Source organism: Allobosea spartocytisi (genome assembly GCF_014764685.1).
In the GTDB taxonomy this organism is placed as follows: domain Bacteria; phylum Pseudomonadota; class Alphaproteobacteria; order Rhizobiales; family Beijerinckiaceae; genus Allobosea; species Allobosea spartocytisi.
Genome location: NZ_JACXWY010000039.1, coordinates 1 through 24,218, shown reverse-complemented (window position 1 = coordinate 24,218; position 24,218 = coordinate 1). Strand labels below are relative to the sequence as shown.

Below are 24,218 nucleotides of genomic sequence, written 5' to 3'. Positions count from 1 at the left end.
GGCGTAGCGCGAGGCCGGGTTGCGGAACTTGGCATAGCCCGCCTTGGAGGCGATCGGGAACGAGACCTTGGTGATGATCTCGCCCTCCTCCAGAGCCGTCTCGTAGAGTCCGGTGAAGAAGTCTTCGGCCGTCAGCTTGCGCTTGTTGGTGACGACGGTGGCGCCCAATGCCAGCAGCGCTGCGGGATAGTCGGCCGCCGGATCGTTATTGGCGACCGAGCCGCCGATCGTGCCGCGATGGCGCACATGCGGGTCGCCGATATGCCCGGCGAGATAGGCCAGAGCCGGGATCGCGCTCTGCACCTCGGGCGAGTCCGCGACCTCCGCATGCGTCGTCATCGCGCCGATGACGATGTTGCGGCCCTTGACGGTGATGCCCTTGAGATCGGCGCAGGCGCCGAGATCGACCAGCGCCGACGGTGAGGCCAGCCGCTGCTTCATCGTCGGCAGCAGGGTATGGCCGCCGGCGAGGAGCTTGGCGTCCTCCTTCTTGGCGAGCAGCGTCGCCGCCTGCCGGGCGCTGGTGGGCTTGTGATAGGTGAAAGCGTACATCGGCTTGTCCTTTCAGCTCACTCGGCCGCCATGCGGCTGATCGACTTCTGCGCCGCGCGCCACACCGCCTGCGGCGTGGCGGGCATCGCGATGTCCTCATGTCCGAGCGCGTCGGTGATGGCGTTGATGACGGCGGGCGGAGAGGCGATGGCCCCGGCCTCACCGCAGCCCTTGATGCCGAGCGGGTTCGACGGGCATGGCGTCACCGTCATCCCGACATCGAAGGAGGGCAGATCGTCGGCGCGCGGCATGGTGTAGTCCATGAAGCTCGCGGTCACGAGCTGGCCGTCGGCATTGTAGCGCGCGCCTTCGAGCAGCGCCTGGCCCACACCCTGGGCGATGCCGCCATGGACCTGCCCCTCGACGATCATCGGGTTGATGATGTTGCCGAAATCGTCGACCGCCGCCCAGCGCTCGATCGTCGTCACGCCGGTCTGCGGATCGATCTCGACCTCGCAGATATGGACGCCAGCCGGGAAGGTGAAGTTGGTAGGGTCGTAGAACGCCCCCTCCTTCAGGCCCGGCTCCAGCTCCTGCCCGTTGAACTTGTGCGCGACATAGGCCTGCAGCGCGCAGGAGCCGAAATCGAGCTTGCGGTCGGTGCCCTTCACCGCGAAATGCCCGTCCGCGAAATCGATATCGGCCTCGTCGGCCTCCAGCACATGGGCGGCGACCTTCTTGCCCTTGGCGATCACCTTGTCGATGGCCTTGAAGATCGCGGACATGCCGACCGCGCCCGAGCGCGAGCCGTAGGTGCCCATGCCCATCTGCACCTTGTCGGTGTCGCCATGGATGATCGAGACATTGTCGATGGGGATGCCGAGCCGGTCGCTGACGAGCTGGGCGAAGGTCGTCTCATGGCCCTGGCCGTGGCTGTGCGATCCCGTGAGCACCTCGACCGTGCCGACCGGATTGACCCGGACCTCGGCCGATTCCCACAAGCCGACGCCGGCGCCGAGCGAGCCGACCGCGGCCGAAGGCGCAATGCCGCAAGCCTCGATATAGGAGGAGAAGCCGATGCCGCGCAGCTTGCCGTTGCGTGCGGAGTCGCGCTTGCGCTTGCCGAGCCCCTTATAGTCGATCATCTCCAGCGCCTTCTTCAGCGAGGCGCCGTAATTGCCGGCATCGTACATCATGATGACCGGCGTCTGGTGCGGGAACTTCTTGATGTAGTTCTGCATCCGGAACTTGGCCGGATCCTTGCCCAGCTGGCGCGCCGTGATCTCGATCAGGCGCTCGACCACGAAGGTCGCCTCCGGCCGCCCGGCGCCGCGATAGGCATCGACCGGCGCGGTGTTGGTATAGACCGCGTCGACCTCGCAATAGATCGCCGGGATGTCGTACTGCCCCGACAGAAGCGGCGCATAGAGATAGGTCGGCACCGAGGAGGAGAAGGTCGAGAGATAGGCGCCCAAATTGGCGGTGGTGTGCACCTTCATGCCGAGGATCTTGCCCTCGGCATCGGTCGCCAGCTCGGCATGGGTGACGTGGTCGCGGCCATGAGCGTCGGAGAGGAAGGCCTCCGTGCGGTCGGCGGTCCACTTCACCGGCCGCCCGACCTTCTTCGCCGCCCAGACGCAGACCGTCTCCTCGGCATAGATGAAGATCTTCGAGCCGAAGCCACCACCGACATCCGGCGCGATCACGCGCAGTTTGTTCTCCGGCGCGATGCCGATGAAGGCCGAGAGCACGAGCCGCGCCACATGCGGATTCTGGCTGGTGGTGTAGAGGGTGAAGATGCCCTCCCCGTCATCATAGTCGCCGACCGCCGCGCGCGGCTCCATCGCGTTCGGCACGAGGCGATTGTTGACGAGGTCGATCTTGGTGACGTGCTTGGCCGCCTTGAAGGCCTTCTCGGTCGCGTCCTTGTCGCCGAGATGCCAGTTGAACACGCTGTTATCGGGCGCCTCGTCATGGACCACGGTCTTGGCCCCGACGGCCTTGGCCGTATCGACCACGGCGGGCAGCTCCTGGTAGTCGACCGCGATCGCCTCGGCGGCATCCTTCGCCTGCGCCAGAGTCTCGGCCACCACCACGGCGACATGGTCGCCGACATAGCGGACCTTGCCCTGGGCCAGCGCCGGATGCGGCCCGGCGCGCATCGGCGAGCCGTCCTTGTTGTGGATCATCCAGCCGCAGATCAGGCCGCCGATCTTGTCCTTGGCGAGATCGGCGCCGGTGAAGATGCCGATGACGCCGGGCATGCCGGCCGCGGCCTTGGTGTCGATCGACTTGATCTTCGCATGGGCGTGCGGCGAGCGCAGGAAATAGGCATGGGCCTGGCCCGGCCGGTTGATGTCGTCGGTATAGCGGCCCTGGCCGGTGATGAAGCGGTGGTCTTCCTTGCGGCGGACTGCGGCGCCGATTCCGGTGGCGGACATGGTGTTCCCTCCTCGCACGGCGCCTCTCGCGGGCGCCTCACTGCCTGGAACGCATGAAGGACGAAAAGCCCGCGCCTCGGCGCGAGCCGAGACTCACTCGGCGGCCTGACGCACCGGCGCCGCGCCCTTGCCCATCGCCTCCGCCCCGGCGGCGATCGCCTTGACGATGTTATGGTAGCCGGTGCAGCGGCAGATATTGCCGTCGAGATCCTCGCGGATCGTCTTCTCATCGAGGGTGTGGCCGCGACGGTTCACCATGTCGACGGCGGCCATGATCATGCCCGGCGTGCAGAAGCCGCATTGCAGGCCGTGATGCTCGCGGAAGGCCTCCTGCATCGGATGCAGCGTGCCGTCATGGGCAAGGCCCTCGATCGTGGTCACGCTGGCGCCGTCGACCGCCACGGCGAGCGTGGTGCAGGATTTCACCGCCTTGCCGTCGAGATGCACGACGCAGGCGCCGCACTGGCTGGTGTCGCAGCCGACATGGGTGCCGGTCAGGCGCAGGTTTTCCCGGAGCAATTGCACCAGAAGGGTGCGCGGATCGACATTGGCGGAGACGGCCTTGCCGTTCACCGTCAGAGAAACAGTGGTCATGAGCATATCTCCTGTGACCCTCCCCCGGCGCACCTGTGAGCGATCACCTCGGTGAAGCCGGCTCCCCTCCCGGAGCGGCTTGCCTCATCAGGCAGCTTTTCCTTGGAATGGATCAAAACGGAGTGTGGACCCGCGTTTTTGCTGGGTCAAGCCGGAGGCGCTCAATCGAAAGAGGGAGTTTAAGGCTGTTTTCTGCCAAAATCAGCCGATTGGGGGCGCATGAGGCGCCGGTAGCCCCGCCATGCGCCATTGGCAAAATCTTAAGGCGTCTCGCGCAGGGTTGGTTCGTCGTGCCGGATGACCGGCCCCCTGAGCGAGCCGCACCGTGCCGTTGATGATGGACCAAATTCAGCGACGGCTGAACGCGATCGGCTTCAACGACCCCCAACGCCGCCGGCTGCAGCTTTACCGGCCCATCGTCGACCGCATGATCGACGGTCTCGTGGCGGCCGATTTCGAGCGCGCCTTCGCCATCCACGCCACGCTTCGCGACCGCGTCGCCGCCGTTTCCGAGGCCCTCCACGCCGCCGAAGCGGAGCATTTCCGCCTGCTGTTCGCGGGCACGTTCGACGAAGCTTATATCGCCTCGATGAATCGGCTCTGCGAACTCGAGCGGCAGGCTGACGTCCGGACCCGGGCGCGCGCTTCCATCGCTTTCTCGCTGCTCCGGGAGCTCTGCCTGGAAAGCCGGCGCCGCTTTCTGCTCTCGCCACGGCAATTCGCCGAGGATCTCTTCGTCATCGAGCGTGTCCTGACCTACGACGTCAACACGGCGATGACGATCAATCAGGAGAGCGAAGCCGAGGAAGCCCGCCGCCGGAGCATCGCGCTCGACGAGACGGCGGCAACGCTCAAGAGCCGCATCGGCCGCCTCGACGACACGATCAGCGGCGCGGTCGAGCAGTTCGTCTCGACCGCCTCCGAGACCGGGCGCGCCACCGCCTTCATCAAGGATACGGTCGGCAAGGTGGCCCGGGCCTCGGTCTCCGTCCGGGAGAAGTCGTTCCAGACTGCCGCCGCGACGGAGGAAATGTCGGCCAACCTCGCCGATATCGGCCAGCGCGCCCTGAAGAACCTGACGATCACCAACCAGGCCGTGCTCGACACCGCGCAGATGAATGACGCCGTCGAGCGCCTGCGCGAGGTGACGGGCAGCATCGGCAAGGTCGTCGGCATGATCGCCGACATCGCCGCCCAGACGAATCTGCTGGCGCTCAACGCCACCATCGAGGCCGCACGTGCCGGCGAGGCGGGGCGCGGCTTCTCCGTGGTCGCCTCCGAGGTCAAGTCGCTGGCGACGCAGACCGCCAGCGCCACGCAGGACATCGCCGGTCAGATCGCGGAACTGGCGGCGAGCGCCGAGGCCTGCAGCACGCACGCCGCCGCCATCGCGGCGACGGTCGATGCCATCCGCCACGATTCGGAGGCGATCTCCGAGGCCGTTTCCCTGCAGAGCACGGTGACCGCCAGCATCGCGCGCGATGCTTCGATGGTCGCACAGAGCTCGGACGAGGCGATCGCCAGCGCCACCGCCGTCAATGACAGCCTCGACATGACGCACCGGACCCTGGAGCGCGCCAACGCGGCGGCGGCCGACATCGCGCTTCAGGTCGGCTCGGCGGAAGCCACGGTCAGCAAGGCGCTGGAAGCGCTGCGCAAGGCGTCCTGAGGGCCGCGATCGGCCGCCTCAGCCCTCGCTCACCGCCTTGGCGAAATTGGCGAAGAACTCGTCGGCGAGCTTCTTCGACACCGAATCGATCAGACGCGAGCCGAGCTGCATCAGCTTGCCGCCGACCTGCGCCTCGACCTCGTAGCGCAGCAGCGTCTGTCCGGCCTCGGCATCGGAGAGCATGACCTTGGCGCCCCCCTTGGCGAAGCCGGCAATGCCCCCCTCGCCTTCGCCCTGGATGCGGTAGCCGTTGGGCGGGTCGAGATCGGTAAGCTCGACCTTGCCCTTGAAGGTCGCCTTCACCGGGCCGAGCTTGACCTTCACCACCGCCGACATATGCGTGTCGTCGTCCTTGGTGAGCTGATCGCAGCCGGGGATGCAGGCCTTCAGCACGTCGGCATCGTTGAGCTTCGCCCAGACGACCTCCTTGCTGGCCGGCAAGGTCGCCTCGCCGCTCATCGTCATCGCCATGGCGCGTCTCCGTATTGCTTCGGCCGGGTGCAGCGGTTGCGGCTGGCCCGGCTCGCGGGGTATCCAGTCCCCTATCCATGGTCGAAAATCCCTTGCCTGCACAAGGGCCAGATCGGCGGCCATCGTCCGGTCGCTCTTTCCGCTGAAGAGGTTCGATGGTCGAGCTCTCCGCCGATGAACGCGCCGTCGCCGCCGGAGAGCGCGGCGAAGGTGCCGCGATGGCGCTGCGCATCGTGGCCGAGGCCGCCCGCCTCATGGGCGCGCCCAGGCTCATCCCCATCGCATCCGCCCATATCGACGGCGCGCTCTACCATGGCGATTCCGGCACGCTCTTCGCCGAGCGGCTGGTGGAGGGCGGCGCGCGGGTCGCGGTGCGGGCGAGCCTGAATGTCGGCGCGCTGACACCGGCGGGCTGCGCCGCCGTCCGCCTGCCCCCGCATGAGCATGAGATGGCGCGGCGGATGATGCGCGCCTACGAGGCCATGGGCTGCGAGCCGAGCTGGACCTGCGCGCCCTATCAGGCCGGACACCGCCCCGTCGCCGGCACGGACGTCGCCTGGGGCGAATCCAATGCCGTCGTCTTCTGCAATTCGGTGCTCGGCGCGCGTACCAACCGCTATGGCGACTTCCTCGACATCGCCTGCGCCATCAGCGGGCGCGCGCCGGATTACGGCCTGCACCGGCGGCAGAACCGCCTGGCATCGCTGTTGATCGACACGACCGGGCTGTCGCCGGAGCTGCGCCGTTCCGACGTGTTCTATCCGGTGCTCGGCACGATCCTCGGCCGCCGCGCCGGCAGCGCCGTCGCCGTCATCGATGGCCTGCAGGACTGCACCACCGAGGACCGGCTGAAGGCGCTGGGCGCAGCGGCTGCATCGGCCGGCGGCGTCGGTCTCTTCCATGTCGCCGGCGTGACGCCGGAGGCACCGGACGTCACGGCGGCCTTGGGCGGCGAGCCGCCACGGGAGCGCATCATACTGGCGCCGGCGGATGTTGCCGCCGCGCTCGCCGGTCTCTCGACCGCCGGCGGGACCGGCCGCATCGACGCCGTCGCCATCGGCTCGCCCCATCTCTCGCCGGCCGAGGTCGACGAGCTCGAACGGCTGCTCGCCGGCCGGCGGCTCAGGCTCCCGCTCTATGCCAATACCGGCCGCCACGTGTTGGCGCCGCTCGAACGCTCCGGCCGGCGCAAGGCACTGGAGCAGGCCGGCATCGTCTTCGTCGTCGATACCTGTGTCGTCGTCACCCCGATCCTGCCAGAACTCGACGGCGCGGTGCTGATGACCAATTCCGGCAAGTTCGCCCATTACGCGCCCGGCAACACCGGCTACGCCGTGATCTACGGCTCGCTCAGCGAATGCGTCGAGAGTGCCGTCGCCGGCCGTCTCGTCAGGGAACCGCGGCAATGGAGCTGACCGCCGAGCCGCTCATCCCCGGCGCGCCGGCAAGCGGCCTTTGCCTCGCCCTTACGGCGCCGATCAGCTTCTGGGGTGGCGTCGATCCGCGCAGCGGCACCATTATCGACGCGCGTCATCCCGAGCGCGGCCGCAACATCGCCGGCACGGTGCTGGCCCTGCCCGGCACCATCGGCTCGTCTTCCGCTTCCGCCGTGCTGCTGGAGCTCGTCCATGCCGGCAAGGCGCCGGCCGCCCTGCTGATGGATGAGCCCGACGCCATCCTGCTGCTCGGCCTGATCGTCGCCCGCGAGATGGGCTGGCCGACGCCGCCCGCCTTCCGCCTCTCCGCGGAAGAACAGAAGGCCCTCTCCGGCCGCAGAATCATGCTGTCGGCAGCTGGGCGGCTCGCATTCGCCGCTGCCGATGGTGAAACGTCCGGCGGGTAGCCGACTCAGACCGCCTCGAAGCGGCGGCGACGATAGATCAGGCTGCCGCCCAGATCGTTCTCGGGCGTCCGGCCGCCGAGCCCGACCACCTCCCCGATCAGGACACGGTGGCTGGCGATGTCATGCACGGAGACGAGCCGGCAATCGAAGGCCGCGAGCGCATCGAGCAGGGCCGGAGCGCCGGTGACGAGCTCGGTCCAGCGATCGGCCGCGAACCGCTCCTCGCCCTGGAGGCCGCGCCGGCTGGCGAAGATCTCGGCGGTCTCGACGCCATGCGCCGGCAGCGTGTTGATGCAGAAGATGCCGCTCGCCTCGATCGCGGCCAGCGTGCGGCTGGAGCGCTCGATGCAGACGAGGACGGTCGGCGGCGTGTCCGAAACCGAGGCGACGGCGGTCGCCGTCATGCCGAGCCGGCCCGCCGGCCCCCGCGCGGTCACCACATGCACGGCGCTGGCGACCTGCGTCATCGCATCGCGATAAGCCTGTCCCGTGAGTGGTTCCGCCAGCGGCGGGAGAGGTTGGATGGTCTTTGTCATCAGCTCTGCGGCTCATGCTGCGACTGGCGCGCAACCCTGCCCATGTAGCCGCTCGCGGCGGCGATTGCCAGACGAGCCCGGCTCGCGCGGCCCGTCGCGCCACCGCAGGGAGAGCCGCTCTTCCGAGAGGCACTGCCGGCGCCCGCCATGGCTCCGCCACAGCCCCGCACCCGAGTCGGCGCCCACCTCGACGGTCTCCTGCCCTCGACGGCCAGGATGGGCCGGGGATCCGTCCCAGCATCATACCTTCGCATGAAGGGAGGAGCCACAATCACGCTTGCGTCAGATGGATTCGCGTCCGGTCGTCGTCCCGGCGCCAGACCCGTGAAGCGACCCCGGGCGGCGAAAATCGCAGTCCCCGGCTCATCGCACGCCAAAATCCACGCGCCCAACGCACAATCATCATGCGTGAAATGCGCGCGGCGCCGCAGAGAGTTCTGCACATTCTCGAGGCAATTCGCGCGAGATTGCTTTTGACAGAAATACGGCCCGGAGTGATTGTCGTCAGCGCAAGCCGTTGGTAGCTCTGCGCGGCAATCGCATCCCGCATGCGCCAGCGACATGCTGACGACAAGAACGGGAGCTGGTTCGAGGGGTCGGCGTCTTCAATGGAAGTATTTCTGCAGCAGCTCATCAATGGGCTGACATTGGGATCGATCTACGGTCTCATCGCCATCGGCTACACGATGGTTTTCGGCATCATCGGCATGGTGAACTTCGCCCACGGCGACATCTTCATGCTGTCCGCCTTCATCGCGCTGATCTTCTTCATGCTCGTAACGGCGGTCCTCGGCACCAGCGCCGGGATGGTGCTTCTGGCGCTGGTCATCGTGCTGGGCCTGGCAATGTTCTTCACCTCGCTGTGGAACTGGACGATCGAGCGAGTGGCCTACCGGCCGCTGCGCGGCTCCTTCCGGCTCGCGCCGCTGATCTCGGCGATCGGCATGTCGATCTTCCTGTCGAATTTCGTGCAGGTGGCGCAGGGCCCGCGCAACAAGTCGATCCCGCCGATCCTGAACAAGTCGATCACGCTGATCGACAGCGCGACCTACTCGGTCCAGATCTCCTACAAGCAGATCGTCATCATCGTGACGACGGCGGTGCTCCTGCTGGCCTTCTGGTACATCGTCCAGAAGACGCCGCTGGGCCGCGCCCAGCGCGCCTGCGAGCAGGACCGCAAGATGGCCGCCCTGCTCGGCATCGACGTCGACCGCACCATCTCGATCACGTTCATCATGGGCGCGGCGCTCGCGGCCGTCGCCGGCGTGATGTACCTCGTGCTCTATGGCGTGGTGAATTTCGCCGATGGCTTCACGCCCGGCGTCAAGGCCTTCACGGCCGCGGTGCTCGGCGGCATCGGCTCGCTGCCCGGCGCCGTCCTCGGCGGCCTGCTGATCGGCCTGATCGAGGTGATGTGGTCGGCCTATTTCACCATCGACTACAAGGACGTCGCCGCTTTCTGCATCCTTGCCATCGTGCTGGTGTTCATGCCCTCCGGCATCCTCGGCCGGCCGGAAGTCGAGAAGGTCTGACGCCATGGCGACGATCCAGACCAAGACCGGCCAGGCCGCCGCACCGGCCCGGGGCCGCGATATCAAGGCCGCGCTGAAGGAGGCCGGCTTCGCCGCCCTCGTCACCTTCGGCCTGTGCATTCCCATCATCGCCTGGGGCACGCGCCAGAACATGGACAACGTGCTGGTCCTCGACCAGCGCTGGGAGGCTGTCGCCTGGGCCGTCGCCATCGTCTTCATCGGCCGCTTCCTGGTGGCGCTGCGCCAGCAGAGCCGGGTCCCCGGCAAGCCGGCGGTGCGCCTCCTGCCGCATGGCACGATCGCCTTCTTCCAGCGCCATTCGCGCCTGTTCTCGCTCTTCGGCCTCGGCTTCCTCGTCGCTTTCCCGGCGATCGCGATCGGCCTCACCGGCTGGGGCGGCTCGCTGAAATGGATCGACAATTTCGGCGTCCAGATCCTGATCTACGTCATGCTCGGCTGGGGGCTGAACATCGTCGTCGGCCTCGCCGGCCTGCTCGACCTCGGCTACGTCGCCTTCTACGCGGTCGGCGCCTATTCCTACGCGCTGCTCGCCAAGAATTTCGGCCTGTCCTTCTGGATCCTGCTGCCGCTCGCCGGCTTCCTCGCCGCCTTCTGGGGCATGCTGCTCGGCTTCCCCGTGCTGCGCCTGCGCGGCGACTATCTCGCCATCGTGACGCTGGCCTTCGGCGAGATCATCCGCCTCGTCCTGGTGAACTGGACGAACTTCTCGAACGGCTATGCCGGCATCTCCGGCATCCCGCGCCCCAGCTTCTTCGGCATACCCTTCACAGCGAATGATGACGGCTTCGCCGCGGTGTTCGGACTCGAATTCTCACCATTGTACCGAACGATCTTCCTCTACTATCTGATCCTGTGCCTGGCCTTGCTGACGGCCTTCGTGACGCTGCGATTGCGCCGCTTGCCGGTCGGGCGCGCCTGGGAAGCGCTGCGTGAGGACGAGATCGCCTGCCGCTCGCTCGGCATCAACACCACCAACACCAAGCTCACCGCCTTCTCCATCGGTGCCATGTTCGGCGGCTTCGCCGGCTCCTTCTTCGCCGCGCGCCAGGGCTTCATCTCGCCTGAATCCTTCACCTTCATGGAATCGGCGGTGATCCTCGCCATCGTCGTGCTCGGCGGCATGGGCTCGCTCTGGGGCTGCGCCATCGCGGCGATCGCGATGATCGGCGGCACCGAGCTGCTGCGCGAGCTGGAATGGATGAAGGCGATCTTCGGCGCCGATTTCGACCCGACCAAATACCGCATGCTGATCTTCGGTTTCGCCATGGTCGTCATCATGATCTGGAAGCCGCGCGGCCTGATCTCGGTGCGCGAGCCCACCGCCTTCCTGAAGGAGAAGAAGACGATCTCCTCCGATCTCGTGCAGGAGGGTCACGGCTGATGGCCAGCGCTCCCGCAGCCCACGGCCGCCCTCTCCTCGAGGTCGAGCACGTCACCATGCGCTTCGGCGGCCTGACCGCCGTCAACGACCTCTCCTTCGAGGCGCGCAAGGGCGAGATCACCGCCCTGATCGGCCCCAACGGCGCCGGCAAGACCACGGTGTTCAACTGCATCACCGGCTTCTACAAGCCGACGCAGGGCATGATCACCCTGACCCAGGAGGATGGTGCGAGCTTTCTGCTGGAGCGGATGCCGGACTTCCGCATCTCCTGGAGGGCAAAGGTCGCCCGCACCTTCCAGAACATCCGCCTCTTCGGCGGCATGACGGTTCTGGAGAACCTGCTCGTCGCCCAGCACAACCCGCTGATGATCGCATCGGGCTTCACCTTCCTCGGCGTGCTCGGCATCGGCGGCTACAAGGCGCGCGAGAAGGAGGCGATCGAGAAGGCCAAGTTCTGGCTCGACAAGATCAACCTGACCGCACGCGCCGACGATCCCGCCGCCGACCTGCCCTATGGCGATCAGCGCCGGCTCGAGATCGCGCGGGCCATGTGCACCGACCCCGTCCTGCTCTGCCTCGACGAGCCGGCCGCCGGCCTGAACCCGCGCGAGAGCCACGATCTCAACACGCTGCTGCAATCGATCCGCAGCGAACTCGGCACCGCCCTGCTGCTGATCGAGCACGACATGTCGGTGGTCATGGAAATCTCGGACCACGTCGTCGTACTCGACTACGGCACCAAGATCGCCGACGGCACGCCGGCCGAGGTGCAGGCCGACCCGAAGGTCATCGCCGCCTATCTCGGCGTGGATGACGAGGAGGTCGAAGAGGTCGGAGCGGAGGTCGGCATCTCGTGACTATGACCCAGCCTCTCCTCGCCGCCCGCGGCGTCAAGACCTATTACGGCAAGATCATCGCGTTGAAGGGCATCGACATCGACGTCAATGCCGGCGAGATCGTCACGATGATCGGCGCCAACGGCGCCGGCAAATCGACGCTGATGATGACGATCTTCGGCAATCCGCAGGCTCGCGAGGGCACGATCACCTATGAGGGCCGCGACATCACCCGGCTGCCGAGCCACGAGATCGCACGCCTGGGCATCGCGCAATCCCCCGAGGGAAGACGCATCTTCCCGCGCATGACGGTGTTCGAAAACCTGCAGATGGGCGCGGCCGTCCGCAATTTCGAGCATTTCGACGAGGATCTCGAGAAGATCTGCGTGCTCTTCCCGCGCATCAAGGAGCGGCTGCAGCAGCGCGGCGGCACCCTGTCGGGCGGCGAGCAGCAGATGGTCGCCATCGCGCGCGCCCTGATGGCCCGGCCGAAGCTGTTGCTGCTGGACGAGCCCTCGCTCGGCCTGGCACCGCTGATCGTCAAGCAGATCTTCGAGGCGATCCGCGAGCTCAACAGGACGCAAGGGTTGACCGTCTTCCTGGTCGAGCAGAACGCCTTCCATGCCCTGAAGCTCGCCCATCGCGGCTATGTCATGGTCAACGGCGTCATCACCATGAGCGGCACGGGCAAGGAACTGCTGGCCAACCCGCAGGTCCGCGCCGCCTATCTCGAAGGCGGACGGCACTGATCGCGGCGGTGGAAACCGAATGGTCTCCGCTGCAACTTTTTGATGAGAGACGGCTCCCTGCCCGCCATGCCATCGCTAGGGTGATGTCGGCGGTTCTGGAAGCCCGGTGAAGCCTGGAGCATCTGATGCAAGGCATCGTCTACGAAGAACCGACGATCTGGCTCTTCCTGCTGGTCACGGTGGTGATGGGCGGCTGGCTCGCCTGGATGTCGGGCCGCGCCATCGCGCTGACCTGGCGGCCGAACTGGCAGCTCGTCGTCTACATGTTGGTCTTGGGCCTGTTCGTGCGCTTCATCCATTTCGCGCTGTTCGAGGCGACGCTGCTGACGATCCATTACTATCTGGTCGACGTGGTGGTGCTGCTCGTCTTCGGCTTTGCGGGCTGGCGCTACAACCGCGCCAAGCAGATGACGCGGCAATATCATTGGCTGTTCGAGCGCGCTGGCCCCTTCGGCTGGAAGCCCCGCCCGGGCGCCGTGATCAAGCCGGAATTGACCTGAAAGTTTGACGAGCTTGTCGCGTGACAGGCTGCTTGAAACGCGCAAGACTGCGGTTTGGAGCGGCAAAACGCGCCGAGACGGGCCTAAGGAGATTGGCCCGTTTGAACGGATCCTTAGAGGGGAGTTGCATCTCATGAAGAAACTGCTGTTGGGCGGCATCGCGCTCGGCGCGGTCCTCGCCTTCTCGGGCGTGGCCAATGCTCAGATCAAGCTCGGCGTCGGCGGCCCGATCACTGGTCCGAACGCCGCTTTCGGCGCTCAGCTCAAGAACGGCGCCGAGCAGGCGGTCGAGGATATCAACGCCGCCGGCGGTGTCCTCGGCCAGAAGATCACCGTCAGCACCGGTGACGACGTCTCCGATCCGAAGCAGGGAGTCTCCGTCGCGAACAAGTTCGTCGGCGACGGCGTCAAGTGGGTGGTCGGGCACTTCAACTCCGGCGTCACCATGCCGGCCTCGGAAGTCTATGCCGAGAACGGCATCCTGATGATCTCGCCTTCGGCCACCAATCCGAAGATCACCGAGCGCGGCCTCTGGAACACCTTCCGGACGTGCGGCCGGGACGACCAGCAGGGCGCTGTCGCTTCGGCCTATCTGCTGAAGAACTTCAAGGACAAGAAGATCGCCATCGTCCACGACAAGACGACCTACGGCCAGGGCCTCGCCGACGAGACCAAGAAGGGTCTCAATGCGGGCGGCGTCAAGGAAGTGCTCTACGAAGGCGTGAACGCCGGCGAGAAGGACTTCTCGGCCCTCGTCTCGAAGATCAAGGCGGCCGGCGCCGACTATCTCTACTGGGGCGGCCTGCACACCGAGGGCGGCCTGATCGTGCGCCAGATGCGCGACCAGGGCCTGAAGACCGTGCTCGTCTCGGGTGACGGCATCACCACCGACGAGTTCGCCACGATCGGCGGCCCCGGCGTCGAAGGCACGCTGATGACCTTCCCGCCGGACCCGCAGAAGCGCCCGGAGGCGGCCGCCGTCATCAAGAAGTTCGAAGCCAAGAACTTCAAGCCGGAAGCCTACACGCTCTACAGCTACGCCGCGGTCCAGATCATGGCCGAGGGCGCCAAGCGCGCCAACTCGGTCGATCCGAAGAAGATCGCCGACGCGCTGCATGGCGGCCAGCCGGTCAAGACCGTGATCGGCGACATCGGCTTCGACAAGAAGGGCGACATCACCCGTCCGGACTACACCGTCTACACCTGGAAGAAGGGTGCCGACGGCAAGATCACCTATGTCGAGAACTGATCTCGACGGCTGATCGCAGCCCTCGCGGAAAAGAGCCCGCCCCGGACCTTCCGGGGCGGGCTTTTTCTATGGGGCGGGAATGCTCGACGCCGCGGAGGTTTTATCGGGCGGACAGCGGAATATCCTGCGAATGGGACCGGCAGCTACTCGGGATGCCCAGCGTTCCACGCCTCGGCATATTCGGCGCATTTGCGATAGACGGCATCTCGATCGGTAAAGCCCGCCGGATGCGAGCGGGACGGCAGGGCAGTCTGAAAGGGCACATAGCCCTGATGGGCCAGCCGCCAGAGCCGCCGGAGCTCGTTCAGGGGCTCGGGATGGTCGTCGACACGCAAATCGAAGCTCGGAAACGGGGCTTCGGTCCAGATGCGAATGGCGCAGGACTGACGACCCCGGCTGTCGCCTCCCGCCCGCTCGCCAGCCTCCATGGCCACGATCAGGCGCTCGTCGAAATCGAGCGTGGGCGCAGCCATATAGGCCTTGAGCGTTTCCTCGACGACTTGCGGTCCTGCCAACATGTTTCCCGCGACGGAAACCTGCGGACCGCAAACGCTGCCGCTCCATGCGATGCATGCCGGGCCGGTATAAGCCGCCACATCGCCTGCGCGATCGATCACATGCAGCTGCCTGTGATCGCGCCCTTCGTCCGACGCCGACAGAGCCGAGACGATGTCGCGTGCAGAACAACCTTCCTGAAGCATCCTCAGCCCGTCGACGCCGAAGAATGGATTTGCGAAGGCCTGCGTCGCGATGGCGCCGGTCCGGCCTGCGCCGTAGGGGACGACCGCCCCAACCGCCAGCGCCTTCGACGCGCATAAGACGCCAAACGCCCCGGTTCGCGCGTCCTGCGCAACGATGGACCACGTCATGCGCCGCTCCTTGTTCTTCAAGGAGTGGCCATAGCCAGCTTCTCGCGGTTCTCAAAGCGCCGTCCGAAACGGGGCGGTGGCGACGGCAAAAAGACCCGGTCTCCACGCGGAGACCGGGCCTTTCATGCATCCATGGAACCAGCGAACCCGGTCAGCCCGCCCGCTTGGTGACGACCGTCAGGACACCGTCATTGTTCAGCTGGGCGATGAGCACGTCGCTGGACTTGAACCCTTTCGCCTCGACCGCCGACTTCACCATCGGAGCGTTTTCGATCGCCTTCTGGAGCTGTTGTTGCTCATCGGCCGTACGCTTGCCGACCAGATCGTTCACCTGCGACTTGGTGGCGTCGGACAATTCGTTGATCTCGACCACATTGATCGATCTGATCCCCGGCTTCGAGGATTGATCCTGCGTCGAGGAAGCCGGTGGTTGGGCCGGCTTTTGCGCCGGAGCGGAGGTCTGAGCCTGGGCCTGGGCAGCTCCCGCCAGCAGAATTCCGGCGGCCGCGGTCGCGATCATGTTCATGCGCATGGAGTTTTCCTTCCACCTGTTGCGAATGAACGTCGAATTTGACAGCCCAAATGAGGTCGTAGCCTGAAGTCGAGCCGGCCATTTCGTGATCATCTTGTGGCGAGGGCCGGGCTTGATCCGCCGCAGCTCTGACCTGCAGCGAGACGAAAACCGTCCCGTAGCTGCAATCATGAGGGAGCATTTCCCGAGTGCCGGCGCATGGTCGAGGCAACGCACCGTTGATCGTCGAGAAAGCCCGCAGCCAGGCAATTCCTCAATGATTCATTCTCTGCGGAACCGCGCCCAAGCTCTTGAGAAAACCCGCGAAACGCAACAGTCCGTCTGGCCAGGGCCCGTGCCCGGACTCGCTGTTGAGATGGCCGCTGTCGCCGGCATCGACGAATTCGGAGCCCCAGGCCTCGGCGAGCGCCTTCGCCTCCTCCGGCGTGCAATAGGGATCGGTCGCGCTGGCGATCAGTACCGAGGGAAAGGGCAGCTTCTCGCGCCGATGCGGGATGAAATCCTCCCCCATGCCCGGGACCGCGCGCTTGGCCCGCTCGGAGGCCGGCGCCACCAGAAAGGCCCCGGCCACCTCGCCATGCTTGAGATGCTCGGCCGCATGCGCGACCGCGCTGACGCCGGCCGAATGCGCGACCAGCACGACCGGCCGCGTCGCCCCCCGCACGGCCGCGACGATCCGGTCGGACCAGCCGTCGCGCGTGGGCTTGTACCAGTCCTCCTGCTCGACGCGCCTGGCCGTCGGCAGGCGCGTCTCCCAGCGGGTCTGCCAATGGTCGGAGCCCGAGCCCGACCAGCCGGGGATGATGAGGATATCGACGTCGGAAGATTTCATAACTTTAGCAGTTCTATGATTTCAGCTTCAGCGGTGGCAGGCAGCTATCGTCCAATATAGCCAGCACTTGTCGGACGCGCATATTGGAGAACCAATCGACCTGAATGCCCGACGGTGACTAGCGAAAGTGCTCTAGGCTGGGGGACGAGCCCGTTCGAGGCTGCACAAAGGGGCATCGTCCCAAAGCTGCATCTCGATATAACGGTCGTGCTGCCTGCCCAAATCGTTTCTCCACCGGTCGGCAGGCATTCCCGCCTTCCTTACGAGAGCCTCCAGTTCGCTCAAGGTAAAAACTTTACCATGATGAGGCAGGCGTTCGCTGGCAAGATCATCGCGGAACCCGAGCTGATAGCTCGCCATGCTGTCGGGATAGGTGAAGGTGATAGCATCTGTCGGGAAATGCGCGAGCGGCACGACATGAGAGCATGGGCGCGATGCGTCCAGCCCATCCGCCATATCGCCCAAGAAAAAATATACCGGATAGCGCAACCTCGGTTCCCCGAGCTTCTCCGTGCACTCCGACAGCAACCATGCCTCGGTCGCCCGCCGCCGCGCGAGATAGTTCGACTTGATCGCGCGCAAGCCTGAAACTGAGATGGCGGCTAGCACGGCTCCGGCCGCCTCATCCGAAAGGCTGCACAGATTCCGGAACGCCCCGCGCGCAGGATCGTAGTTGTGGGTCACGATCGCGGGTAATCGATAGGCCCACCGATCGCCCACGTTCAGCCCTCACCGAACACCCGCCGGAAGATCGTGTCGACATGCTTGAAGTGATAGCCCTCGTCGAACATCGCCTTGAGCTCGGAGGCTGAGAGCTTTTCCGCCACATCCTTGTCGGCGAGCAGGTTGGTCAGGAAGTCCTCGCCATGCTCCCAGGTGCGCATCGCGTTGCGCTGGACCATGGCATAGGAATCCTCGCGGCTCGCCCCGGCCTGGGTCAGCGCCAGCAGCACGCGCTGTGAATTGTGCAGGCCGCCGAGCTTGTCGAGGTTCTTGCGCATGTTCTGCGGATAGATCAGCAGCTTGTCGACGACGCCGGTGAGGCGCGCCAGCGCGAAATCGAGCGTCACCGTCGCGTCGGGCCCGATCATGCGCTCGACCGAGGAATGCGAGATGTCGCGCTCGTGCCAGAGCGCGACGTTCTCCAGCGCCGGCGTGACCATGCCGCGCACGAGCCGGGCAAGGCCGGTCAGGTTCTCGGTCAGCACCGGATTGCGCTTGTGCGGCATCGCCGAGGAGCCCTTCTGGCCCGGCGAGAAATACTCCTCCGCCTCGTAGACTTCGGTGCGCTGCAGATGGCGAATCTCGGTCGCAAGACGTTCGATACAGGAGGCGACGACGCCGAGCGTGGCGAAATACATCGCATGCCGGTCGCGCGGGATCACCTGCGTCGAGACCGGCTCGACCGTCAGCCCCATCTTCTGCGCGACATAGGCTTCAACCTGCGGATTGATGTTCGCGAAGGTGCCGACCGCACCGGAGATGGCGCAGGTCGCGATCTCCGCCCGCGCCGCCACGAGCCGCGCCCGGCAGCGATCGAATTCGGCATAGGCCTGGGCGAGCTTGAGCCCGAAGGTCACCGGCTCGGCATGGATGCCGTGCGAGCGGCCGATCGTCGGGGTGAGCTTGTGCTCGAAGGCCCGGCGCCTGATCGCGGCGAGCAGCGCGTCGACATCGGCGATCAGGAGATCGGTCGCCCGCGCGAGCTGGACCGAGAGCGTGGTGTCGAGGATGTCCGAGGAGGTCATGCCCTGGTGGACGAAGCGCGCCTCCGGCCCGACGATCTCGGCCAGATGCGTCAGGAAGGCGATGACGTCGTGCTTGGTGACGCGCTCGATCTCGTCGATGCGGGCGACGTCGAATTCGACGTCCTTCGCCTTGGCCCAGATCGTCGCGGCGGCCTCCTTCGGCACGACACCGAGCTCGGCGAGCTTGTCGGTGGCGTGCGCCTCGATCTCGAACCAGATCCGGAACCGGGTCTGCGGCTCCCAGATGGCGACCATCTCGGGGCGGGAATAGCGCGGGATCATCGCAAGCCTTTCACGTTCAAACCGCCGTCATTCCGGACAAGCCGCAAAGCGGCGCAGATCCGGAATCCATCATAGGGCAAAACGCTCTACGATGGCTTCCGGGTCTGCGCTTCGCTCCGCCCGGATGACGGAAACCTCTCAACTAAACCCAGTCGCCGCGCGCGGCCTCGGCCGCCTTGCGGATCGCTTCGATATTGCCGGCATAGGCCGAAGGCCCGCCCTTGAACACGGCCGAGCCCGCGACCAGCGTATCGGCGCCGGCCTTGGCGACCAGCGGCGCGGTCTCGGGCGTCACCCCGCCATCGATCTCCAGTGTGATCGGCCGGTCGCCGATCAGCGCCTTCACCTGCGACACCTTCTCGACGACGGAATGGATGAAGCTCTGCCCGCCGAAGCCCGGATTGACGGTCATCAGCAGGATGAGGTCGACATCCTGGATCAGCGCCTCGACGGCGCTCGCCGGCGTGCCCGGGTTGAGCACGATGCCGGCCTGCTTCCCCTGCGCCTTGATCGCCTGCAGCGTGCGATGCGGATGCGGGCCGGCCTCGACATGGAACGAGATCAGGTCGGCGCCGGCCTTGGCAAAGGCTTCGACATAGGGGTCGACGGGCGCGATCATGAGGTGCACGTCGAAAAACTTCTTGGTGTGCGGGCGGATCGCCTTCAGCACATCGGGGCCGAAGGTGATGTTCGGCACGAAATGCCCGTCCATCACGTCGCAATGGATCCAGTCGGCGCCGGCGGCATCGATCGCACGCACCTCCTCGCCCAGCTTGGCGAAATCGGCCGAGAGGATGGAAGGGGCAATGCGGATAGGGCGGGTCATGGCGGGCGGTTTACCCCCGCTACGGCCCCGCTGCAATCAGGCGAAGCGCGATTTCACCGGAAAGGACAGCCGCCTATCGGCTTCCGCGATCTCGGCAGCGACCTGCACGAAGGCCGGCCGCTGCCGCAGCCGCGCGAACCAGGCGGAAAGACCGGGATAGCCGTCGAGCGGCGGCCCGCCGAGCCGAAGCGAAAACAGCACGCTCATGAACAGCGCGATATCGGCGGTCGAGAGCCTGCCGCCGAAGAAATCCCGCCCTGCCAGCTTCTGCTCCAGCACCTCGTAATGCCGCGCCAGCGCCTCCTCCGCGATCAGCGCGTCGGCCTCCTGCACGATGCGGCGGTCGCGGTCCGGCGATGGCGGCCCGGTGCGATGCATCAGCGGCTTCAGCGCCTGCAGCATGATCTCGTCGGCATAGAGCTCGTCGAGCCGGCAGCGCGCCCGCTCGACCGGCGTCGCCGGCATCAAGGAAGGCTCGGGATAGGCCTCGTCGAGATATTCGAGGATGACGGTGGAATCGTAGAGCACGAGCCCGCAATCGCTGAGCACCGGCACCTGGCCCTTCGGATTGAGCGCCAGAACCTCCGGATGCTTCGGGTCATAGCCCGTCGTCTGGTTGAATGGCACCATGACGCGCTCGAAGGCGAGGCCCTTCTCCCTCAAGGCGATCTCGACCTTACGGGCGAACAGGCTCAGCGGCCCGGAATACAATGTGATCATGGCGCGAACTCCTGCGATGGCGAAAACCTCGCAAGGCGGCGCGTCAGCGCCCGTCAGCAGCCCGACTGAGAGCCTCCTAAGCCTCCTGGCGCCGAATCCGGGCGGCCAGCCCGCGCAGCAGCCAGGGCAGCAGATAGATCGGGAACTGCGCCAGCGCGAAGAACAGGAAGGTCGTCGGCGAGACGCCCGCCCCCAGCGCGGCGACGATGAGGCCCATGTTCCGCTGGCCGCTGCCATAGCCGATCATGAAGCGCTCCGAGCCCGGCAGCAGTCGCAGCACCAACCAGGAACTGATGAGCCCCGCGGCCGAGACGGCGAAGACGCAGGCCAGCACGAACAGCACGAGCCTGGGATTGGCGATCGCGGCATGGGTGACGCCATCCATCGCGGCGATGGCGAAGATGAAATACATCAGCACGCCGAAGCCATCGAGATTGGCCTTCATCGCCTTGATCCTGGCGAAGCCGAGCCACCAGCGCAGCAGCGAGGCGACCGCCATGCCGCCGCCGATGAAGATCAGCAGGCGCAGCGCCAGCACCCAGCGGTCGAGCGGCACGGCGGCACCGGCCAGCAATTCGACGAGGAAGGGGGCGATGATCGGGCTCGCGATCGTCGTCGCGATCACGCTCGCGATGATGAGAGACGGCTCGAAACCGTAGAGGATCGCGACCGCCGGCGAGGACATGATCGGCGGCGCCGCGCCCATGATGGCGAGCCCCAGCACGATGCCCGGATCGAGGCTTTCCCGCCCGACCAGCAGCAGCGCCCCGCCGATCAGCAGCACCGGCCCGGCGATCAGCCACAGGCAGGCGGCGGCGAGTTTCGCCGGGCGCCTGAGCAGCCTCGCCGTGACGGCAAGGTCGAGGCGCAGGAAAACGACCGTGGTGAAGCAGAAGATCGTGATCGGCAGCACCGGCCGCGCCGCCGCAGAGAATTGCGGCAGCGCCAGGCCGAGAAAGATCGAGAGCGCGAAACCTTGCGTGCCGTAACGCCCGAGCCAGGCGAGCCCGGCGGCGGGAAGGGTTGCTGGATTCATCGGCACCGCGCTGGAATCATTCGCAAATCGTGCCGCACAGTGGCCGAACGGCGCTGCGGCGTCATCCGCTAATCCTGCAGGCACCCCTTGCGTCGGCATGAAATTGCAAAGACATCGCCAAAATGGCCGGTGAAACGATGGAATTGCGGAAGTTGGCGCAGAAATTGCGAAAGATCAGCCGTTATGCCGCAAAAATTCGCCACGCCGCTGACAAGCCGGCGCAAAGCGGTATTTTGCTCGGCAAAGAGCTGGAAACAGGGGTTGGCGGGAGCAGGCCATGCGTGTGGATACGATCGTTCTCGGCGCGGGCATCGTCGGTATTTCGGTGGCGCTCCACCAGCAAAAGGCGGGCCGCTCCACGCTGTTGATCGACCGGCGCGCGCCGGGTGAGGAAACCAGCTACGGCAATGCCGGCCTGATCCAGCGCGAGGGCGTCTACCCTTACGGCTTCCCGCATGATTTCGGCGCGCTCTTCCGCTACGCGATGAACAACACCATCGACGCGTCCTATCATTGGAGCGCGATCCCGAAGCTCGCCCCCTTCCTGTTCTCCTACTGGATGCATTCGCGCGCCTCGCAGCACGAGGCCATCGCCCATCAATACGCGAAGCTGATCGAGCATTGCGTCACCGAGCACGACGCCCTCGCCCAGGAAGCCGGCGCCACCGGCCTGTTGCGCCGCGACGGCTGGATGAAGGTGTTTCGCACCGAGAAGGAGCGTGACACCCGCCTCGCCGAGGCCGCCCGCTGGAACCGCGAATTCGGCCTGAACTACCGCGCCCTCGACAGGGCGACGCTCAAGGCCGAAGAGCCGCATCTCGACCATGACAGCCTGATCGGCGGCCTGCACTGGACCGACCCGACCACCGTCGTCGATCCGCTCGGGCTGTCGAAGGCCTATGTCGCGCTGTTCGAGAAGCTCGGCGGCAAGCTCGCCATCGGCGATGCCACGACCCTGGCGCAGAACGGCGCCGAATGGAGCGTCACCCTCGCCGACGGCACCAAGGCCATCGCCAAGGATGTCGTCGTCGCGCTCGGCCCCTGGGCCGACGTCCTGACCAACCAGCTCGGCTATCGCCTGCCGCTCGCCGTCAAGCGCGGCTACCACATGCACTACAAGCCGCTGGGCAATGCCGTGCTCAACCACCCCGTCCTCGACACCGAGCGCGGCTATTTCCTGGCTCCGATGCTGCAGGGCATCCGCCTGACCACCGGCGCCGAATTCGCCGACCGCGACGCCCCCAAGACGCCGGTGCAGCTCGCCCGCGCCGAGCCGATCGCCAAGACGCTGTTCCCGCTGGGCGAGCGCCTCGATGCCGAGCCCTGGCTCGGCCGCCGGCCTTGCACCCCCGACATGATGCCGATCATCGGCCCGGCCCCGAAGCACAAGAACCTGTGGTTCTCCTTCGGCCACGCCCATCACGGGCTGACGCTGGCCGCCGTCACCGGCCGCATGATGGCGGAGATGGTGACGGGGCAGAAGGTGTTCGTCGATCCGTCGCCCTTCGCGCCGTCGCGGTTCGTCTGACCGGCGTCATTCTCGGGGCCGCGCTTGCCGGGCCCGAGAAGCTCTTCACGGAAAAGCCCCCCTCTCCTGCTCGAGATGCTCGGGTCGGACCCTGAGCATGACGCCTTGCGGATGGCGGCCCTGCGCCCTGCCCTCTCGCCTGCCGCGAGCCGGCCTGCCACGATGGCACTTCCGATTCCCTCCGAGACCCCGCCATGGCCCTCGCGAAACCGCCCGTCCAGGACAATGCCTACACTGCCGCGCTCGCCCTGCTCGACCGCGTGCCGCTGATCGACGGGCACAACGATCTGCCCTATGTCATCCGCAAGGACCGCAACGCCAAGGGCGATGTCGCGGCCTATGGGCTCGACAAGGTCCATCCGCAAGTCGACACCGATATCCCGCGCATGCAGGCGGGCAAGCTCGCCGGCCAGTTCTTCGCAGCCTATGTCCCGCCGAACCAGCCCAACCCCGCCGGTTTCGCGCTCGCCCAGATCGCGCTGATGCGCAGCATCCTCAAGCAGCACGACGATGTCTTCCGGCCCGGCCTCTCGGCCGATGATGTCGAGGCGGCGAAGGCGGAGGGGCGTATCGCCCTGTTCATGACGATCGAGAACGGTTCCGCGCTCGAGAACGAGCTCGACGCGCTCGACGCCTATTACGATCTCGGCGTGCGCCTGATGACGCTCTGCCACAACGACACGACCGACTGGTGCGACTCGGCCACCGACGCCCCACGGCATGACGGCCTCTCCTCCTTCGGCATGCGGGTCGTCCGGCGGATGAACCGGCTGGGCATGGTCGTCGACCTCGCCCATGTCGCCCCGAAGGCGATGCATGACGTTCTCGATGTCACGCGCGCGCCCGTGTTCTGGTCGCACTCCAATGCCTTCTCGCTTTGCGACCATCCGCGCAACGTGCCCGACGATGTGCTCGACCGGGTCCCTGGCAATGGCGGCGTCGTCATGGCGACCTTCGTGCCGGATTTCATCAGCCAGGCCTCGCGCGACTGGCACCGCCCGGCGAAGGACCAGTATGGCAAGACCCCCGACACGATGGACTACGCCAAGGTCGAGGCCGAGATCGTCGCCAAAGCCGGACCGCGCCCGCAGGCGACGGTCTCCCAATATTGCGACCATCTCGACTACCTGGCCAAGCGCATCGGCCACGACCATGTCGGCATCGGCTCGGATTTCTTCGGCTGGGTCAATCCGGACGGGCTGGAGGACACCTCGACCTTCCCGAACGTGATCGCCGAGCTGATCCGCCGCGGCTGGTCCGAGGAGAATCTGGCCAAGCTCGCCGGCGGCAACACGCTGCGGGTGTTGCGCGCGGTCGAGGCTGAGGCCGACTGAAATCGCCGCTCTTCACGTCATGGCCGGGCTTGTCCCGACCATCCACGTCTTCCTTGACCCAAGGTCCTGTGCAGGACGTGGATGCTCGCCACAAGGGCGAGCATGACGTATGAGCTTGCCGTCGCGCCCGCCGATCCTGGCCGTGACGTGAGCCTCACGAAGACAAGATCTCATTCTCCCATGACCGGTTCCGGCAC

The 24,218-nt window shown here is 66.2% G+C and carries 24 protein-coding genes; 11 read left to right on the top strand and 13 right to left on the bottom strand.

Annotation, left to right across the window (positions count from 1 at the left end):
- The 3 genes from IED13_RS27545 to IED13_RS27535 all read right to left on the bottom strand — a co-directional run.
- Positions 1-552, bottom strand: a 552-nt coding sequence (locus IED13_RS27545; RefSeq protein WP_191126025.1) for an FAD binding domain-containing protein, incomplete at its 3' end; no start/stop codon positions are given.
- Between the two features lie 17 nt (positions 553-569).
- The gene (locus IED13_RS27540; RefSeq protein WP_191126024.1) at positions 570-2,933 is read right to left on the bottom strand and encodes a xanthine dehydrogenase family protein molybdopterin-binding subunit; all 2,364 of its coding nucleotides are present in this window, start codon (positions 2,931-2,933) and stop codon (positions 570-572) included.
- A 93-nt stretch (positions 2,934-3,026) separates the two neighbouring features.
- Positions 3,027-3,527, bottom strand: coding sequence for a (2Fe-2S)-binding protein (locus IED13_RS27535; protein WP_162720209.1), 501 nt, complete (start codon positions 3,525-3,527; stop codon positions 3,027-3,029).
- 334 nt (positions 3,528-3,861) lie between these two features.
- On the opposite strand from IED13_RS27535, the gene IED13_RS27530 reads away from it, so the two are divergent.
- Entirely contained in the window at positions 3,862-5,196 is a 1,335-nt protein-coding gene (locus IED13_RS27530; RefSeq protein WP_113255175.1) for a methyl-accepting chemotaxis protein, read from the top strand.
- A gap of 18 nt (positions 5,197-5,214) precedes the next feature.
- Here IED13_RS27530 and IED13_RS27525 read toward each other — a convergent pair whose 3' ends face one another.
- Positions 5,215-5,667 (bottom strand): SRPBCC family protein, encoded by a 453-nt coding sequence (locus tag IED13_RS27525; RefSeq protein WP_038358522.1) that lies wholly within the window; start codon positions 5,665-5,667, stop codon positions 5,215-5,217.
- Between the two features lie 155 nt (positions 5,668-5,822).
- On the opposite strand from IED13_RS27525, the gene IED13_RS27520 reads away from it, so the two are divergent.
- Both IED13_RS27520 and IED13_RS27515 read left to right on the top strand, forming a co-directional pair.
- Positions 5,823-7,082, top strand: a complete 1,260-nt coding sequence (locus IED13_RS27520; RefSeq protein WP_191126023.1) for an aconitase X — start codon at positions 5,823-5,825, stop codon at positions 7,080-7,082.
- Positions 7,073-7,510 carry an aconitase X swivel domain-containing protein gene (locus IED13_RS27515; RefSeq protein ID WP_191126022.1) on the top strand — a complete coding sequence of 146 codons (438 nt, stop codon included), beginning with the start codon at positions 7,073-7,075 and terminating at the stop codon, positions 7,508-7,510. Before IED13_RS27520 ends, IED13_RS27515 begins: the two co-directional genes overlap by 10 nt.
- A gap of 5 nt (positions 7,511-7,515) precedes the next feature.
- On the opposite strand, the gene IED13_RS27510 is transcribed toward IED13_RS27515, so the two are convergent.
- Complete coding sequence (locus IED13_RS27510) at positions 7,516-8,046, bottom strand: flavin reductase family protein (protein WP_191126021.1); 531 nt, start codon at positions 8,044-8,046, stop codon at positions 7,516-7,518.
- A gap of 608 nt (positions 8,047-8,654) precedes the next feature.
- Between IED13_RS27510 and IED13_RS27505 the strand changes: the two genes are divergently transcribed.
- From IED13_RS27505 to IED13_RS27480, 6 genes are all read left to right on the top strand, one after another.
- Positions 8,655-9,578, top strand: a complete 924-nt coding sequence (locus IED13_RS27505; RefSeq protein WP_038358524.1) for an ABC transporter permease subunit — start codon at positions 8,655-8,657, stop codon at positions 9,576-9,578.
- A gap of 13 nt (positions 9,579-9,591) precedes the next feature.
- Positions 9,592-10,980 carry a high-affinity branched-chain amino acid ABC transporter permease LivM gene (gene livM, locus IED13_RS27500; protein WP_404801916.1) on the top strand — a complete coding sequence of 463 codons (1,389 nt, stop codon included), beginning with the start codon at positions 9,592-9,594 and terminating at the stop codon, positions 10,978-10,980.
- Entirely contained in the window at positions 10,980-11,837 is an 858-nt protein-coding gene (locus IED13_RS27495; protein WP_038358531.1) for an ABC transporter ATP-binding protein, read from the top strand. Before livM ends, IED13_RS27495 begins: the two co-directional genes overlap by 1 nt.
- Before the next feature lie 2 nt (positions 11,838-11,839).
- Positions 11,840-12,565 (top strand): ABC transporter ATP-binding protein, encoded by a 726-nt coding sequence (locus IED13_RS27490; RefSeq protein WP_038358534.1) that lies wholly within the window; start codon positions 11,840-11,842, stop codon positions 12,563-12,565.
- Positions 12,566-12,690: 125 nt separating this feature from the next.
- A complete protein-coding gene (locus IED13_RS27485; protein ID WP_038358536.1) occupies positions 12,691-13,065 on the top strand; it encodes a DUF6867 family protein in 375 nt (124 codons plus the stop codon).
- 133 nt (positions 13,066-13,198) lie between these two features.
- Positions 13,199-14,314, top strand: a complete 1,116-nt coding sequence (locus IED13_RS27480; RefSeq protein ID WP_038359919.1) for a branched-chain amino acid ABC transporter substrate-binding protein — start codon at positions 13,199-13,201, stop codon at positions 14,312-14,314.
- 143 nt (positions 14,315-14,457) lie between these two features.
- Here IED13_RS27480 and IED13_RS27475 read toward each other — a convergent pair whose 3' ends face one another.
- The 8 genes from IED13_RS27475 to IED13_RS27440 form a co-directional block, all read right to left on the bottom strand.
- Positions 14,458-15,183: a DUF1028 domain-containing protein gene (locus tag IED13_RS27475; RefSeq protein WP_112764636.1), complete on the bottom strand. Its 726-nt coding sequence runs from the start codon at positions 15,181-15,183 to the stop codon at positions 14,458-14,460.
- A gap of 151 nt (positions 15,184-15,334) precedes the next feature.
- Complete coding sequence (locus tag IED13_RS27470; protein ID WP_191126020.1) at positions 15,335-15,886, bottom strand: hypothetical protein; 552 nt, start codon at positions 15,884-15,886, stop codon at positions 15,335-15,337.
- A gap of 82 nt (positions 15,887-15,968) precedes the next feature.
- Entirely contained in the window at positions 15,969-16,547 is a 579-nt protein-coding gene (locus tag IED13_RS27465; protein ID WP_112764530.1) for an RBBP9/YdeN family alpha/beta hydrolase, read from the bottom strand.
- Between the two features lie 132 nt (positions 16,548-16,679).
- On the bottom strand, positions 16,680-17,231 hold the full coding sequence (locus IED13_RS27460; RefSeq protein ID WP_191126019.1) for a hypothetical protein: 552 nt from the start codon (positions 17,229-17,231) through the stop codon (positions 16,680-16,682).
- 38 nt (positions 17,232-17,269) lie between these two features.
- Entirely contained in the window at positions 17,270-18,577 is a 1,308-nt protein-coding gene (purB, locus tag IED13_RS27455) for an adenylosuccinate lyase (protein ID WP_038358543.1), read from the bottom strand.
- Between the two features lie 142 nt (positions 18,578-18,719).
- Positions 18,720-19,403 carry a ribulose-phosphate 3-epimerase gene (rpe, locus tag IED13_RS27450; protein ID WP_191126018.1) on the bottom strand — a complete coding sequence of 228 codons (684 nt, stop codon included), beginning with the start codon at positions 19,401-19,403 and terminating at the stop codon, positions 18,720-18,722.
- A gap of 36 nt (positions 19,404-19,439) precedes the next feature.
- A complete protein-coding gene (locus IED13_RS27445) occupies positions 19,440-20,123 on the bottom strand; it encodes a glutathione S-transferase family protein (RefSeq protein ID WP_210323781.1) in 684 nt (227 codons plus the stop codon).
- Positions 20,124-20,199: 76 nt separating this feature from the next.
- Positions 20,200-21,159, bottom strand: a complete 960-nt coding sequence (locus tag IED13_RS27440; protein WP_191126017.1) for a sodium:proton symporter — start codon at positions 21,157-21,159, stop codon at positions 20,200-20,202.
- Between the two features lie 277 nt (positions 21,160-21,436).
- Here IED13_RS27440 and IED13_RS27435 point away from each other — a divergent pair, with 277 nt between their 5' ends.
- Positions 21,437-22,687 carry an NAD(P)/FAD-dependent oxidoreductase gene (locus IED13_RS27435; RefSeq protein ID WP_038358553.1) on the top strand — a complete coding sequence of 417 codons (1,251 nt, stop codon included), beginning with the start codon at positions 21,437-21,439 and terminating at the stop codon, positions 22,685-22,687.
- 194 nt (positions 22,688-22,881) lie between these two features.
- Positions 22,882-24,021, top strand: coding sequence for a dipeptidase (locus IED13_RS27430; protein WP_142022503.1), 1,140 nt, complete (start codon positions 22,882-22,884; stop codon positions 24,019-24,021).
- Positions 24,022-24,218: the final 197 nt, after the last annotated feature.

Bases quoted from the DNA above. Each gene is read 5' to 3' on its own strand.
- IED13_RS27480 (WP_038359919.1), top strand. From the start codon at position 13,199: ATGAAGAAACTGCTGTTGGGCGGCATCGCGCTCGGCGCGGTCCTCGCC.
- IED13_RS27430 (WP_142022503.1), top strand. From the start codon at position 22,882: ATGGCCCTCGCGAAACCGCCCGTCCAGGACAATGCCTACACTGCCGCG.
- IED13_RS27470 (WP_191126020.1), bottom strand. From the start codon at position 15,886: ATGATTGCAGCTACGGGACGGTTTTCGTCTCGCTGCAGGTCAGAGCTG.
- purB (WP_038358543.1), bottom strand. From the start codon at position 18,577: ATGATCCCGCGCTATTCCCGCCCCGAGATGGTCGCCATCTGGGAGCCG.
- rpe (WP_191126018.1), bottom strand. From the start codon at position 19,403: ATGACCCGCCCTATCCGCATTGCCCCTTCCATCCTCTCGGCCGATTTC.
- IED13_RS27525 (WP_038358522.1), bottom strand. From the start codon at position 5,667: ATGGCGATGACGATGAGCGGCGAGGCGACCTTGCCGGCCAGCAAGGAG.
- IED13_RS27485 (WP_038358536.1), top strand. From the start codon at position 12,691: ATGCAAGGCATCGTCTACGAAGAACCGACGATCTGGCTCTTCCTGCTG.
- IED13_RS27510 (WP_191126021.1), bottom strand. From the start codon at position 8,046: ATGACAAAGACCATCCAACCTCTCCCGCCGCTGGCGGAACCACTCACG.
- IED13_RS27495 (WP_038358531.1), top strand. From the start codon at position 10,980: ATGGCCAGCGCTCCCGCAGCCCACGGCCGCCCTCTCCTCGAGGTCGAG.
- IED13_RS27475 (WP_112764636.1), bottom strand. From the start codon at position 15,183: ATGACGTGGTCCATCGTTGCGCAGGACGCGCGAACCGGGGCGTTTGGC.
- IED13_RS27520 (WP_191126023.1), top strand. From the start codon at position 5,823: ATGGTCGAGCTCTCCGCCGATGAACGCGCCGTCGCCGCCGGAGAGCGC.
- IED13_RS27465 (WP_112764530.1), bottom strand. From the start codon at position 16,547: ATGAAATCTTCCGACGTCGATATCCTCATCATCCCCGGCTGGTCGGGC.
- IED13_RS27540 (WP_191126024.1), bottom strand. From the start codon at position 2,933: ATGTCCGCCACCGGAATCGGCGCCGCAGTCCGCCGCAAGGAAGACCAC.
- IED13_RS27440 (WP_191126017.1), bottom strand. From the start codon at position 21,159: ATGAATCCAGCAACCCTTCCCGCCGCCGGGCTCGCCTGGCTCGGGCGT.
- IED13_RS27515 (WP_191126022.1), top strand. From the start codon at position 7,073: ATGGAGCTGACCGCCGAGCCGCTCATCCCCGGCGCGCCGGCAAGCGGC.
- IED13_RS27490 (WP_038358534.1), top strand. From the start codon at position 11,840: ATGACCCAGCCTCTCCTCGCCGCCCGCGGCGTCAAGACCTATTACGGC.
- IED13_RS27435 (WP_038358553.1), top strand. From the start codon at position 21,437: ATGCGTGTGGATACGATCGTTCTCGGCGCGGGCATCGTCGGTATTTCG.
- IED13_RS27530 (WP_113255175.1), top strand. From the start codon at position 3,862: ATGATGGACCAAATTCAGCGACGGCTGAACGCGATCGGCTTCAACGAC.
- IED13_RS27505 (WP_038358524.1), top strand. From the start codon at position 8,655: ATGGAAGTATTTCTGCAGCAGCTCATCAATGGGCTGACATTGGGATCG.
- IED13_RS27445 (WP_210323781.1), bottom strand. From the start codon at position 20,123: ATGATCACATTGTATTCCGGGCCGCTGAGCCTGTTCGCCCGTAAGGTC.
- IED13_RS27535 (WP_162720209.1), bottom strand. From the start codon at position 3,527: ATGACCACTGTTTCTCTGACGGTGAACGGCAAGGCCGTCTCCGCCAAT.